Source organism: Okeanomitos corallinicola TIOX110, assembly GCF_038050375.1.
In the GTDB taxonomy this organism is placed as follows: Bacteria; Cyanobacteriota; Cyanobacteriia; order Cyanobacteriales; family Nostocaceae; genus Okeanomitos; species Okeanomitos corallinicola.
Window position 1 is genome coordinate 340,751 of the sequence record NZ_CP150886.1, and the last position, 14,149, is coordinate 354,899.

The 14,149-nt window shown below is 37.1% G+C and carries 10 protein-coding genes, 1 tRNA gene and 1 pseudogene; 9 read left to right on the top strand and 3 right to left on the bottom strand.

From position 1 onward, the window contains the following. Positions 1-88 precede the first annotated feature (88 nt). From WJM97_RS01505 to WJM97_RS01515, 3 genes are all read left to right on the top strand, one after another. A complete protein-coding gene (locus tag WJM97_RS01505; protein ID WP_353931309.1) occupies positions 89-1,570 on the top strand; it encodes a FecR domain-containing protein in 1,482 nt (493 codons plus the stop codon). An 83-nt stretch (positions 1,571-1,653) separates the two neighbouring features. Further along, positions 1,654-2,304 carry a YqiA/YcfP family alpha/beta fold hydrolase gene (locus WJM97_RS01510; RefSeq protein ID WP_353933082.1) on the top strand — a complete coding sequence of 217 codons (651 nt, stop codon included), beginning with the start codon at positions 1,654-1,656 and terminating at the stop codon, positions 2,302-2,304. Between the two features lie 13 nt (positions 2,305-2,317). Continuing rightward, a complete protein-coding gene (locus WJM97_RS01515) occupies positions 2,318-3,463 on the top strand; it encodes a histidinol-phosphate transaminase (protein ID WP_353931310.1) in 1,146 nt (381 codons plus the stop codon). Positions 3,464-3,476: 13 nt separating this feature from the next. Here WJM97_RS01515 and WJM97_RS01520 read toward each other — a convergent pair whose 3' ends face one another. Then, positions 3,477-4,037, bottom strand: a complete 561-nt coding sequence (locus WJM97_RS01520) for a hypothetical protein (RefSeq protein ID WP_353931311.1) — start codon at positions 4,035-4,037, stop codon at positions 3,477-3,479. Between the two features lie 346 nt (positions 4,038-4,383). Continuing rightward, positions 4,384-5,013, bottom strand: a complete 630-nt coding sequence (locus tag WJM97_RS01525) for a GNAT family N-acetyltransferase (protein WP_353931312.1) — start codon at positions 5,011-5,013, stop codon at positions 4,384-4,386. A gap of 749 nt (positions 5,014-5,762) precedes the next feature. Between WJM97_RS01525 and WJM97_RS01530 the strand changes: the two genes are divergently transcribed. From WJM97_RS01530 to WJM97_RS01550, 5 genes and pseudogenes are all read left to right on the top strand, one after another. Continuing rightward, positions 5,763-9,293: a response regulator gene (locus WJM97_RS01530; RefSeq protein ID WP_353931313.1), complete on the top strand. Its 3,531-nt coding sequence runs from the start codon at positions 5,763-5,765 to the stop codon at positions 9,291-9,293. A gap of 107 nt (positions 9,294-9,400) precedes the next feature. Further along, entirely contained in the window at positions 9,401-10,540 is a 1,140-nt protein-coding gene (locus WJM97_RS01535; RefSeq protein WP_353931314.1) for a hypothetical protein, read from the top strand. 223 nt (positions 10,541-10,763) lie between these two features. Beyond that, positions 10,764-10,834 (top strand) — tRNA-Gly (locus WJM97_RS01540). Between the two features lie 352 nt (positions 10,835-11,186). Further along, positions 11,187-11,537, top strand: a pseudogene (locus tag WJM97_RS01545) (carotenoid oxygenase family protein); the annotation flags it as partial. Positions 11,538-11,603: 66 nt separating this feature from the next. Further along, positions 11,604-12,668 carry a J domain-containing protein gene (locus tag WJM97_RS01550; protein ID WP_353931315.1) on the top strand — a complete coding sequence of 355 codons (1,065 nt, stop codon included), beginning with the start codon at positions 11,604-11,606 and terminating at the stop codon, positions 12,666-12,668. Here the strand turns inward: WJM97_RS01550 and WJM97_RS01555 are convergent. Then, the gene (locus WJM97_RS01555) at positions 12,662-13,486 is read right to left on the bottom strand and encodes an alpha/beta hydrolase (protein WP_353931316.1); all 825 of its coding nucleotides are present in this window, start codon (positions 13,484-13,486) and stop codon (positions 12,662-12,664) included. The two genes, WJM97_RS01550 and WJM97_RS01555, sit on opposite strands and share 7 nt — an antisense overlap. Positions 13,487-13,534: 48 nt before the next feature. Here WJM97_RS01555 and rpmB point away from each other — a divergent pair, with 48 nt between their 5' ends. Then, positions 13,535-13,771, top strand: a complete 237-nt coding sequence (gene rpmB, locus WJM97_RS01560) for a 50S ribosomal protein L28 (protein WP_353931317.1) — start codon at positions 13,535-13,537, stop codon at positions 13,769-13,771. Positions 13,772-14,149: the final 378 nt, after the last annotated feature.

The following is a 14,149-nucleotide window of genomic DNA, read 5'->3' on the forward strand; positions in this document are numbered from 1 at the left end:
TATAACTATAGGGAAATAATAAGTATTACATTACAATTCACCGAATTATTACGATATATAACAATTTCTTTCAAGGAATTCACCAAATATGTTAACTAAATTTTTACAATCTGTAGTTCTGGGTTTGTGCGTAGTCACCTTATTCCCAGTATCAAATAGAGCAAATGCTGTTACCCCACTGACAAAAGCAGAAATTCAAGAAATTCGCAATATTGTCCAATTCATCCCTAAAAATAACTCTCAAATCAGACCTGCACGTAAGTCACAAACCATCACTCCTGGAGATGGTATATCTACTGGTCGTTCTTCCCTAGCAGACTTACGCTTTAATGATGGTTCTGTAGCCAGGGTAGGAGAACAAGCAGTATTTCAATTTCTGCCACAGACACGTAATTTCACACTAACCAACGGAACAGTTTTATTACTGATTCCACCAGGAAGGGGACAAACAAATATTAAAACCCCAAATGCAGCAGCAGCAATTCGTGGTTCAGCTTTATTTGTTAAACATAACTCTGAATCCAACACAACGATCATAGGTGCGCTTACAAATAGCGGTATTCAAGTTGCCAACCAGGAGGCTTCCCAGGAACTTACTTTGAAAGCAGGACAATTAATGGTTGTTGTGGAAGGTAAGTTTCAAGGATTATATGATTTTGACCTGAGAACTTTTTATCAACAGAGTAGCTTAGTTAAGGGTTTAAATTTGAATAGGCAAAATTCTTTACCTACTTCAGATCCTTCAATAGCAAGTGTTCAAGCGGAAACTACGGAAGCTTTAGAAACCCAATTACCTATTCTGGGTGAAGGTACAATTGAAAATCCATCTTTTTTGAGTGAAGATTTTAACCCAACTGCTTCTGCTAACCCATCCAACAATAACTCCAATTCTAGAAATAACGGTAGAAATAACTCTAACAATACATCTAATAATAGAGATTTTGGACGATCTCAAAGACTAATAAATGGTCGTGGTGGCAACAATTTCCGAGGTAATTCTCCTGGGGGTAATTTTGGCCGACCACTGGATGTTTTGATTAGGACTGGTGAAGTCATCCGCGAAAATCGGCAACGGAATAATTCCAATCAAGGGCAGGGTAATCAAGGACAGGGTAATCAAGGTCAAGGTAATCAAGGACAGGGTAATCAAGGTCAAGGTAATCAAGGACAGGGTAATCAAGGACAGGGTAATCAAGGACAGGGTAATCAAGGACAGGGTAATCAAGGACAGGGTAATCAAGGTCAAGGTAATCAAGGGCAGGGTAATCAAGGTCAAGGCAACCAAGGTCAAGGTAATCAAGGGCAGGGTAATCAAGGTCAAGGTAATCAAGGTCAAGGTAATCAAGGGCAGGGTAATCAAGGTCAAGGCAACCAAGGTCAAGGTAATCAAGGTCAAGGTAATCAAGGGCAGGGTAATCAAGGTCAAGGCAACCAAGGTCAAGGTAATCAAGGGCAGGGTAATCAAGGTCAAGGCAACCAAGGTCAAGGTAATCAAGGGCAGGGTAATCAAGGTCAAGGCAACCAAGGTCAAGGTAATCAAGGGCAGGGTAATCAAGGTAATAATCCCTAATTTTGTAGAAAAAACTTTGGGAGCGATCGCTTGTTAACCGTAAAATGGATTCATAATTACGGAAATAGAGATTATCAATAATTATTTTGAATTCATTTATCTATCTGCACGGCTTTGCATCTAGCCCTAAATCAAATAAGGCTCAAGATATAGGCAATCGCTTTGCCCAAATTCAGATTCCATTAACAATTCCTGACCTCAATGCTGGGGATTTTTCCCATCTCACAATTAGCCGTCAATTACATCAAGTTAAATCTGAATTTCCTGATCCATCTGTCCCTGTAACGCTTATAGGTTCGAGTTTAGGTGGCTTAACATCTGCTCATTTAGGAGAAAAATATTTACAAGTACAACGCTTAGTTCTACTAGCCCCTGCCTTTGGCTTTTTATCCCATTGGTTGTCCAAGTTAGGAACAGACAAAATACAACGTTGGCAACAAGAAAAATATCTGTCGGTATATCACTATGGAGAAGGACGAGAATTACCTTTAAGTTATGATTTCATAACTGATGCTGCTCAATATCAAGAACACTTATTAAAACGTTCTATTCCTACACTGATTCTGCATGGTAAAAAAGATGAAGTAATCCCTATTCAAGCTAGTCGGGAATTTAAGCGATCGCGTTCTTGGGTAGAATTAATAGAACTAGATAGTGATCACGCCTTAACAAACGTCACTGATGAAATTTGGCCAGCTATTTATGCTTTTTGTCAATTGGGAAATAACAACTAACAACTAACAAATTATGCTTCCCTTTATTCGATCTGATTTAGCCAAACTTACAGCTTACAAAGCTCACCCCAGTAGTAATACAGCCGAACCAGTTGCCATAGAATTTGACAGGCTAGATACCAATGAAAGTCCCTACGATTTACCATCAGATATCAAAGAAAAACTAGGGTGGAATTTTCAACAAATCATTGAAAGCAATCGTTATCCTGATGGTGGACACCAAATACTCAAAGAGGCGATCGCCACCTATGTAAACGAATCCGCAAACCTTTCATCATCCACTTTTACTGATGCGAATATTTCCGTTGGTAATGGTTCAGATGAATTAATTCGTTCTTTATTAATTGCCACTTGTTTAAAGGGAGAAGGTTCTATTTTAGTTGCCAATCCCACCTTTTCAATGTATGGGATTTTGGCACAAACTTTAGGTATTCCTGTGGTAAGCGTAGGTAGAAATGAAGACAATTTTGAAATAGACTTAAAAGCCGCACAAACAGCGATCGCAGAAACTCAAAATCCGCCCATTCGTGTAGTTTTTGTTGTACATCCCAATTCCCCCACAGCTAATAATTTAACAACAGCAGAAATCGCATGGTTAAAAAGTCTACCAGAAGAAATTTTAGTAGTTATTGACGAAGCTTACTTTGAATTTAGTCAGACTACTTTAGTAGGAGAATTAGCACAACATTCCAACTGGATAGTATTGCGGACTTTTTCCAAAGCTTTTCGGTTAGCAGCAATGCGAGTAGGTTATTGTATAGCTCATCCAGATGCGATCGCTATCTTAGAAAAAGTACGTCTTCCCTATAACTTACCCAGTTTCTCTTTAACATCTGCTATATTTGCCCTAGAAAATCGTCAAGTTCTACTCAGTTCTATTGCTGAAACTTTGAGCGAAAGGCAAAAAATTATTACTGAATTATCCACACATCCAGCATTAGCAATTACAACCAGTGATACCAACTTTATTTATCTACGCCTGAAAGCAAATGGATCTCAATTAACAGATACAATATTGCAAAATCTAAACCAAACACTCAGAAATCAAGGCACCTTAGTAAGATTACTACCAGGAGCATTGAGAATTACTGTGGGTACACCCCAAGAAAATGCCCGTACTCTTGAGAGAATACAAAACGCTTTAAAACAAGCAAAATAAAACCAGCAAAAAATTAACATTCATCATCAAAATAGTCTTCGAGATCACCACCTAAACGCCTCACCGTTGCTACTGTTTGTGGTAATACACCCACTAACATAGCAAAAGCATCATCCGGCAAAGCAGCAACCACTTCTGCCGGAAAATACTGTTCAAACTGTTCCAGAATTTTTTGGACTCTTTGCACAGGAACAGAATTTTCAGTAATTTGTTTAACCAAGCGAACCCATTGTCTCCTGATCAGGTAAGCCTTTTGACGATCTTCATGAGATTGAGGATCTAACAAAGAGAGATTACCAATAGGGATCACAAATTGACAGTCGGTATCATAATCACCACCGACAATTGCCCCTGGCCCTGCAAATTCGGCGTGATATCGTTTAAATACTAATAAACCATTACGCCTACGGCTATTGACTACCAAAACTTTTCTGCTATGTAAAGATGCTAGAATATCAAGCTTATGCGATTGTTGATTTCCATCTCGCATGGTGGGTTTGTCCAGGAAACTCGTTTCAGAGCAATAAGCGGATACCATAGCAGTTTGATAGCATCGGCGTTGTTTGCTATCCATGTATTTTTAAACTTTTAGTAAAGTTAGGATTATGCACTTTAAAACGTCAACTAACTAGCAGTTTAATCAAATGAAATTACTTAGTCTTCCTTATTTGATGTATAAGAATTGCTGGCGAATCCTAATTTAAGCTAAATTGATGACTAGCAAAGTGTTGTTACAAAATTAATAATAGTATTCTAGGGTATAACAACTAATTTGTCTCTCAAATTTAGGTACATTTGTTAAACTTTTAATAAAGTTTTCAGTTTGTAATGCAAAATAAATCTGGTCTTCATTCAGAAAATACATTACCACTCTAGATATAAATGACACATAGAAATGATGCACTTGCAGCAGAATTTTCTTATCTATCCCTCACCATGCCTGGATATTTACTGATATGTTTGTGTAAAAAGATTTGCCGTGATGTGTGGAAAAAAAAGCCATCCCAATGAGATTCAACTTTCTGCGCCTGATAACCCATTTTGAAATACAACTGCCTAGCTTGATGATTGTTTTCTAAAACATGGAGATATAAATCTTCAAATCCCCAATTTTGGCAAACTCGTTCACAACTCGTCAATAAACTGGATGCTAGACCATGTCTACGGTATTTCGGGTGAACAGCTAAGTTAGACAAATATGGGAAGCATTTACGAACATTTACCCAACCATCACTAAAACGTAAGCTAATTTCTACAGTTCCCAGGACTTGATTATTTCCGTGCATAGTTGTATCTATAGCTACTAAACAAATTTGATGTGATGTCATAGAAGCTAGACGATATCTCAAGTCTTCATAAATACCCAAGCGGAACAATGGGAAAACCAATCCCCATAAACCCTTTTGAGAGTGGAAACTTTCAGTAATTATTTGGGCAATACCGGGTAAATCAGCAGATGTAGCCGCACGTATTTGAAATTGACATGAATGAGAAATGCTTGCATCTGTGACTGACTGTTGATGATGTGGGCGAGAAAACCAGGGTTTCAAAGCTAGTTGAGAATTATGTGAATTTAATGAAGTTTACTTAAATGTCTATATACTGTCGTCTAACTTAGATTTATGATTCATCCTTAACAGTGATATAAAAGGGTATGAATTAAAAAAAGCCATAAAATCAAGATAGCATTGCAAATATTTAGATACGTCAACTGTGAAGTTTATTATACTTTTGCGAAGAATTTTCGGGTAGTGAAATGGCGAGGATTGACGGAATGATTTATTTACTGCTATCTTCCCCAATATTTTAGTTATGATGATGAAACTAGCAAGATATACTTGTTTGATAGTATACTTTGTCTAGCCAAGCTAAGATTTTGTGTGATATTCATGACTCTAGCATAACTACTATTCAGAAAATTGACCTACAAGTGTTAGTATTACGGCTGGAATGAGAAAAATCAAGATACAACCTCACGATCATCTCTCATACACAAAAGAAACTCGTATGTAGCAATCAAAACTCATAAAAGGAGGTGACAAACAATTTTGTTAATACAAAACAACGTCATTAATCACAACAAAACCAACTCAATTCAACAGTTACAGGAAAACCCCAAACAGTTTTTGCAGTAGTTATTAATTGACTTTAATTACTTTGACTAGACACCTTTATATTTAGCCGTCATGTGGCCCAACAGTTTATTGGTCGAAATGCTCAAAACCTGCATGATTCAGAAGCATCCTTATATGAGTAGATTATTCTTTACCCGATTGCCGTTGCAGCAGGAAAGCGGTGCATGACATTACAAGCAAACAGTAAACCCAAAATCTTGGTTGTTGATGATGAACCGGACAACCTAGACCTACTTTATCGTAGTTTCTATCGGGAGTATCAGGTGCTGAGGGCGAACTCTGGTCCTGCGGCATTAGAACTATTGGCACAAGAGGGGGATATAGCTGTCATTATCTCCGATCAGCGGATGCCAATGATGAGCGGGACAGAATTTTTAAGTCTGACAGCAACTCAATACCCAGATATTATTCGGATTATTTTAACTGGCTACACCGATGTAGAAGATTTGGTGGAGGCGATTAACTCTGGCAAAGTATTTAAGTATGTTACAAAACCGTGGGAAGCCGAAGAACTTAAAGCAGTAGTCCGCCAAGCTTTGGATACCCATAATGTCCTCAAAGCCAGAACCCGTGAATTAACAAGGACTTTACGGAGAGAGTCCCTACTTAATACTGTTACAAATACAATCCGCAGCGCTCTGGACTATCGGCAAATTTTACAAACTATTGTTGATACAGTAGGACATATGCTGGAAGTTGATGTCTGTTTGTTACGTCCCTTTCAGGATAACGAATTAGCAGATGAAGGCTTTATTTATCAAAAATCTCGTCAAGAAATAATTCAGATATCAGAAAGTTCTTCCACAACTGAAAATCAACAAATTTATCTTCAGAACACTACAAATTCTGTTACCCCACTAACTCTTTTAGCACATACAGTCTGGGAAACTAGCGAAGTCCAGGTAATTCAAGATGCTGCTGAGGATCAGCTTATTCAATCTCATGAAGAACGGGCTACGGCATTTAGAAATGCTAATATTTTATCTAGCCTAGTTGTACCACTGATTTGTCAGCAAGAAGTGAGGGCCGTATTAGCTTTACATCAGTGTGACCAATCGCGTATTTGGGAAGAAGACGAAGTACAACTGGTATCAATTGTTGCTGATCAGGCCGCTTTGGCCTTATCCCAAGCCTATGCTTATGAAGAAGTAGAAGCTTTAGCAAAGCGAGAATCTTTAATTAATATAATTACCAGTGAAATTCGCTCTAGTTTAGATCCCCAGGATATATTTGCAGCCATTACCCAGAAATTAGGAGAAGCTTTGCAAGTAGACGGCTGTGTTTTGTCTTTATGGACAGAAGATGACGAGTTTGTTCAATGTGTAGGTTTATACGATAGCTCTAAAAATATCAATAATTTCCAAGAACGTAATTTTGATAAAAACAAGCGTTCTTTAACTCAGAACTTATCTAGTTCCCAATCACCTATTCATAAAAATCCAATTTTACAAGAAATTCTCAGAACACAAGAACCTGTGGTAATTGCTGATATTGCCCATTCGCCTAGGGATGTACAAGCCTTTGATTTACCTCTGAGAATGAGACCGCGATCGCTCATGGTTGTACCTCTTCTCAGGGATGGTAAATGTATTGGTAGTATCACTCTCAGAGAAGGTGACAAAATCCGTAAGTGGTTGCCATCGGAAATTGAACTGGCCAAAGCAGTAGCCGCCCAAGCAGCGATCGCCGTTCAACAATCAAGGTTATATCAAACTACCCGTGAACAAGCGGAAAGATTACTGCAACTAGACAGACAAAAAACTGAATTTTTCCAAAACATCTCCCATGAATTTAGAACTCCCATCACCTTAATTCAGGGACCATTAGAATCAGCAGTCAATAACAAAGAAGGATTATCTGACTCCCAATGTGTCATCGCTCTGCGTAACTCCCGTCGTCTGCTGCGATTAGTTAATCAGCTACTAGATTTACAGCGCTTAGACGCTGGTAGAATGCAGCCTAGTTTTCATCCTTGTGATCTAGTAGAATTTGTCACCCAAATTGTTGAATCATTTCGTCTTTATGGCGAGAAAAAAGGACTCAGGATTCTAACGGATTTGCTTGAATGTCCCACAGTTTATTTAGACATGGAAAAGTTTGACAAGGTACTATACAACCTCCTGTCAAATGCCATGAAATTTACTCCCGACGGCGGTAAAATTACTGTGCGATTATTCAATGACGGTAATGGTTGCATATTACAAATTCAAGATACAGGCATTGGCATTCTTCCCGAACAAATTCCTTACTTATTTGAAAGATTCCGTCAAGCAGAAGGTTCAGAAAATCGCAGCTATGAAGGCAGTGGTTTAGGCCTATCCTTAGTTAAAGAATTAGTAGAACTCCACGGCGGTGAAGTCACTGTTGAATCTGTTTATGGTCAAGGCACTCAATTTAATATCCGGTTGTTAACTGGCTCAGAACACTTACCGCCAGAACAAGTCATAGATACACCTTTAGAATTAAATCTCAACCGTGCCAATGTAGAACTAGCAGATTTAGAACAGATAGAATCAGCAGAAAATGAACAAGAATTTGTGATCACAGAAGTATCACGTCATCCCCAAACACTAGATTCCTTTGGAGAAGCTCACAGTTCATCATTCAATGAACAACTAATTTTAGTTGTAGATGATAACCCAGATATGCGTTTCTATGTAGGGGAAATTATGCGTCAAAATGGCTATCAAGTAGCTACAGCTAGGAATGGTTATGAAGGATATAACCTAGCGCGGGAAATTTTCCCTAGTTTAATTATTACTGATCTGATGATGCCCCTAGTGACAGGACTAGAAATGATTCAGATGATCCGTAGTGATGACATGGTACGAGGCATACCTACAGTTCTGTTAACAGCAAAAGCTGATGAAGAAACCCGCATTGAAGGAACAGAATATGGCGCTGATGCTTATTTAGCTAAACCATTTAATGATCGAGAACTACTAGCAGAAGTAAGAAATCTGTTAGCACTTAAAGAAAATGAAAAACGAGTCTTGGAGTTAAACACTTACTTAACAGAATCAGTCCTCAAACGTTTTTTACCATCTGCATTAGTTAAAAAAGCTGCTGCGGGAACTTTATCCTTAGATTTGCGCCCAGAACCACGGTTAGTTACGGTTTTATTTAGCGATATTGTCGGTTTTACCCAACTATCTAATACCCTCCGATCTCGGAAAGTTGCAGAGGTACTCAATGAATATTTAGAAACTATGAGCAAGGTAGTATTTAGTAATGGGGGTACGGTGGATAAATTTATGGGTGATGCTATTTTAGCCTTGTACGGAGCGCCAGAAGAATTAACCCCTAATGAACAGGTACGTCGTGCTATTAATACCGCCAGAGGAATGCAAAACGCACTGATAAATTTAAATAGGCGTTGGTCAGAACAAGGAATATTTGAAACCGATGGACGTAAAGGTGTACAATTCCGTTGTGGTATTCATCAAGGTACAGCAGTAGTAGGAATGTTCGGTAGTTCAGAGTGTGCAGACTATACAGCCATCGGTCCTAGTGTGAATATTGCTGCTAGGCTGCAAGCTGCTGCTATCCCTGGTACGATTCTAGTCTCTGCTGCTGTGGCAGATTATTTGCAGGAAGAAGAAATTACTAAGGGTAGTCCTTTAGAATTAAAAGGTATAGATGAAACAGTTCTTACTTTTATAGTCACACCAGACTTAACGGGTGACACACTTTAAAGTATCTGAATGTAAGGGTTTTGTCGTCAATTAATTGTGTATCTCATCCCAGCGCATACCACTATAAAATAAATTGTTAACTATAATCTTTTACTGGTTGATCAATTATGAATAGTATTAATCCCAGTCTTAATTTACAGGATAAAAATACTAAATATAAACATACAGATCCACCTTGGTTGTGGATTTTTGTGTTGATCAGTTCCATGTCTCTTCATTTATTAGCGGTTTTGTTTCTACTACCATCTTTAGATAAATTTAAACATTGGATTCCTCAACCTAGTCAAGATGCCATTAGTATTGAGTTTATAGAAATTTCCCCTAAAGAAGAAGCAAATTCAACTCCTAAACTTGAACCAAAACCTCAGTTAACTGCTCAACGAAATGAGCCAAAATCTGTTACAAGTTCTTTACCAAAAACTACACAAAGCACTGAAAAAATAATAGATAATCCAGTTATAAATTCTGATTTAGATTTTTCCAACCAGAGTAAAAATGAGAATATTTCTGTTAGTAACCAACCTGTAAAAACCAAACCAAAACCAACGCCTCAACCTACAGTTATACCAGAAACAAAACCGGAAATAAAAATTCCTCCCATACCTATACCCACACCACAGCAGACAATTCCATTAAATGATCTTCCTTGGAATCGTCGTCAAGAAATTAAGCTGGGAGAAGGTACTGCATTACCTGGTAATCTGACATCAGATTCACCAATTCCCACACCAGAAAACTCACCAATTCCCATACCAGAAAACTCACCAATTCCTATACCAGAAAACTCACCAATTCCCACACCAGAAGTTACTCCCACTGTAAAAGGAGTAGGAATTAGAGTTAACATTAATCCTATAGAGAAAGACGAAGTAGAAAAATTAAGACAAGACAATAAAATCAGAGTAGATGCTTTACCGGATGTTTTCGCAGAATATCAAGGTAGTTCTACCAAAGAAATAGAATTAGATATTGTTCTGGGTGAATATGGATTAAAACCAGCTAATGTAATGGCCAGTTTGATAATTGATCAAAATGGTAATTGTCAAAAAGCAGAAATTATTACTATTGAACCGGTTACAGTTGTGGGTGAGAAAGACATCTATGAACAGGCTTTAAACGAGGTTTTTAAAAACGAAAATTTTGTCCCTGCTTATAATCTAGATGGATCAAAACCAGGATTAAGTAACTTATATATGAGGATTAGAATTGATATAATTAATAACTCTGAACGAAGATTGGTAGACTAGAAGCTAATTTCCAGTACAGCACTTCCCGCTAGATATGTAAAAACTAATACACAAAGGCTTATAAGCGGTTAAAGATAAAAAATTTGAGATTTTTTCATAGGGGGTTGTATTTTCCGCAATCTGTATGTTATATTGGTTTGTGTTGACCTTAGTATTAGTCCATAGCTCCTAGTCTGTAGAAAGTCAAGCAATAATATCAGGCTTTCAAAAAGCTTGTCCCAGTGCGGGTGTAGTTTAGTGGTAAAACCATAGCCTTCCAAGCTATTGATGCGGGTTCGATTCCCGCCACCCGCTTTGAGAAAAAATTAACGATAAAAAGGTGGAGAAATCCCGACCCTACAGCAGTTGTTTGGATCTTTATTGTTTGATATTTGTAATACGCGATAATTTGTCCCAACGTTATTTTTTTCCATAGGGGCGGGGTTTCCCTGACGGTGAATTTTATTTCCCCATTAATGATTTCGCCTAAATTACACTCACGGTGTTGGGTACAGATTGTAATGAAATATGCTTCTGGCTGTGAATAATCATAACCCTGTAGACGAATTGATTGGCGATGATGAATTTCGGGGTTATATTTCATGCTGGATATGGAGTGTTGATTTTAGTAATCTATGAATAAAAGGTGGGGAGACCCCGCCCCTACATTCTGGGAAGAAACACCCAATATGGTTATGCAGGGAAAATGGCTCAAAATTCTTTACCTTTATTTGAAGGCATAATTAAGTACAATTTTAATTATGGTACAACTCAAACCCATGAATTCGGAAAACATAGATACGGTGGTAAAGCCGTTTTTGCACTCCGTTTAAATGCAGCCGCATAAGATGATGTTTAGTTAATCACCTTTGTTTATGATAAAAATTCACAAACTTCTGAATTAGTAGTTATAAACGCTCAAAATATCACCAGTGAAGCAGTTGCAAGAGTGATAACTCCTCAACGAGTACCCTATGGTTTCCAAGGTGCTTGGGTTTCAGAAACACAATTAAGCTAATAATTGGTGATTGGGTAATTTTCATTCTCAATTACCCATCACCCATCACCCATTCCCTGATTTATCATGCCTAAAAAAACCAAATCTGCATCCCCAAAATCTACAAACCCAACCTTAGCACTCTCAGACCTACATATATATTTAGAATCTCTAGAAAAAGACCATCAATCAATACTCAAAAAGATTAAAAAGAAACGCACAGAATTAAATAATTTTGTGGAAAGAATGCGTGATATAGCCACAGAAATGTTTCAAAAATCCAGCCCTATTTTTCAAAAAAGGGCAGATTTAGATCAAGAAATTCATGCCATTTTTACAGAAATTTTCACAACTAGAAAGTTTGGTAAACAAACCCAAAAGAAAATAGAATCTTTGTACATGAGTTTGCAAATGGAAGGAATCATCAGCCCCAAAGCACTTGGAGAAGAAGAAGATGATGATGATCCAGAATTAGATGAATTATTTGAAAATCCAGAATTTAATGATGATGAAAATCATCAAAATCGTCATCAATATTGGTATTCACAAGATGAATTAGAAACAGCATCAGCGCCCAGAACCGAAGACTCTAAAAAAGTGAGACAGACATTCTTAAAACTAGCAGAAATCTTTCATCCTGACAAAGTACAAGATCCAGACACCCACAAATCTCACACAGAGATCATGAAAGAAATTAATAAAGCTTATCAAGAAGGGGATTTAGCACGATTATTAGAAATTGAAAATCAGCACCAGTTGGGAGAAAATATTGATAATAATAATGAAGATGATTTAACTCGCAGATGTAAAAAACTAGAGCAGCAAAACGAAATTCTCAAAAATCAATATGATAAATTAAGGCAAGAACTAAGTTTAGCTAAAAATACCCCAGAAGGGTCAATGGTTTCTGACTTCCGCAAAGCTAAAAAACAAGGATTCGATCCCATTGATTTAATGTTAAAAACCCTAGATTCCCAAATTAATGTGATTGAAGAAATCCGTGATTTTGTTCAGGCGTTTAAAGATAAAAAAATGACTATCAAGGAATTCCTAGAAGGTCCAGAAAGTTTACGTGATTCCAGTGATGAAATGATGGAAGCACTGCTAGAAGAAATAATGGAAGAGTTAGGTGGAGTAATTATTTTTCAATGATTTGAGGAAATAATTTGCACAAAATCCCTTAGAGTTTGTCCATATTTATCTCCTGCAACTAAATCAAAATCATTATGTTTTGCTGAGTCTACCCACAAATAAAGTTTAGGTGATTTGACAGATGCAAACAACTTTTTACCATGCTGAAAAGGAACAATTTCATCCTGTTTACCGTGCATTATCAAAACCGGACATTTGACTTTTTGAATTTTATCTATATTATTAAATATATCAAAAGGTAAAATCGGTACAGGTACAACTACCCGAAAAGCTGAAGTAAAAGCACTTTCCAGCACTAAACCACCCACAGGTTTTCTTACTGCTAAATCTACCGCTGAACCACCACCTACAGAACGTCCAAAAACTATGATTTTTTCTGATGTGATTTGTAATTCTTGAATTAAATAATTGTAAGCAGTTTCAATATCTTCATAAGCTGATGTTTCTGTGGGTGTTCCCTCACTCGTTCCATAACCACGATAGTCATAAGCAAAAACACTGAAGCCTAAATCTCTTATTTTTTCCAAGGTTGAGCGAACAGAACCCAAATCTTCAGCGTTTCCGTGAATATACATAATTGTATATTTAGCAGTGGGATTTTGGAGGTAAATAGCGGAAATTCGCTGATTATTCCTGGTTTTGAGTTTTATAATCTCTTTTGTGTCTTCATATCCAGGACTGGGGGGAAGAAAAATCATACTATCTGCACGGAAATATACATATACGGCAAATACTATATAGATTAAGACTAAGGATTTAAGCATTCTTGACCAAGTAAAATCGCCAATTAATAGTTTTCTCAGACGTTGCTGATTCATAGTCTAAAATAGAAAGGTTGTACCCAAATAACAATTAGGAGAATATAAATGTCCCGTCGTTGTCAATTGACTGGTAAGAAAGCTAATAATGCCATGTCCATTTCCCACTCCCACCGTCGCACCAAGCGTTTACAACACGCTAACCTGCAAAATAAGCGGGTTTGGTGGCCTGGTGGTAATCGTTGGGTGAAACTAAAACTTTCTACTAAAGCCATTAAAACCCTAGACAGCAAAGGTTTAGAGGCAATGGCAAAAGAAGCAGGTATCAATTTGAATCATTACTAATCTTTTAATGTCAGTAATGGAGTGTCTGTTGATACTCCATTTGGCTTTAAATGTTTATACTTGTAACAAAAATCATTTTAACGTAAATATTTCATCTATCTACAGAAGTATTTAAGTAAAACTTTACAAAAAAAACACATTATCAAGAAGCTTGTTCACAAAAAAATATGTAATTTTAAATACTTAAAAGATTGAGTATTTTTCTATTAACCTGTTTTTTAAAGCCATATATGCTTGTGATTTTTCCATCATTATCTGGCAATAATCACGAAAACTATGTATTTTTTTATGTAAAGCTTTCATAAAGTTTTCTATTCATGTACTCAGTGATAGCTTTATTGCTTATACTTATACACATAGACTAAAAACTGGTGCTTA

What these genes read in the sequence shown, in the direction of transcription:
- WJM97_RS01505 (WP_353931309.1), top strand. Translation starts at nt 89, where the DNA reads ATGTTAACTAAATTTTTACAATCTGTAGTTCTGGGTTTGTGCGTAGTC.
- WJM97_RS01515 (WP_353931310.1), top strand. Translation starts at nt 2,318, where the DNA reads ATGCTTCCCTTTATTCGATCTGATTTAGCCAAACTTACAGCTTACAAA.
- WJM97_RS01520 (WP_353931311.1), bottom strand. Translation starts at nt 4,037, where the DNA reads ATGGATAGCAAACAACGCCGATGCTATCAAACTGCTATGGTATCCGCT.
- WJM97_RS01530 (WP_353931313.1), top strand. Translation starts at nt 5,763, where the DNA reads ATGACATTACAAGCAAACAGTAAACCCAAAATCTTGGTTGTTGATGAT.
- WJM97_RS01535 (WP_353931314.1), top strand. Translation starts at nt 9,401, where the DNA reads ATGAATAGTATTAATCCCAGTCTTAATTTACAGGATAAAAATACTAAA.
- WJM97_RS01550 (WP_353931315.1), top strand. Translation starts at nt 11,604, where the DNA reads ATGCCTAAAAAAACCAAATCTGCATCCCCAAAATCTACAAACCCAACC.
- WJM97_RS01555 (WP_353931316.1), bottom strand. Translation starts at nt 13,486, where the DNA reads ATGAATCAGCAACGTCTGAGAAAACTATTAATTGGCGATTTTACTTGG.
- rpmB (WP_353931317.1), top strand. Translation starts at nt 13,535, where the DNA reads ATGTCCCGTCGTTGTCAATTGACTGGTAAGAAAGCTAATAATGCCATG.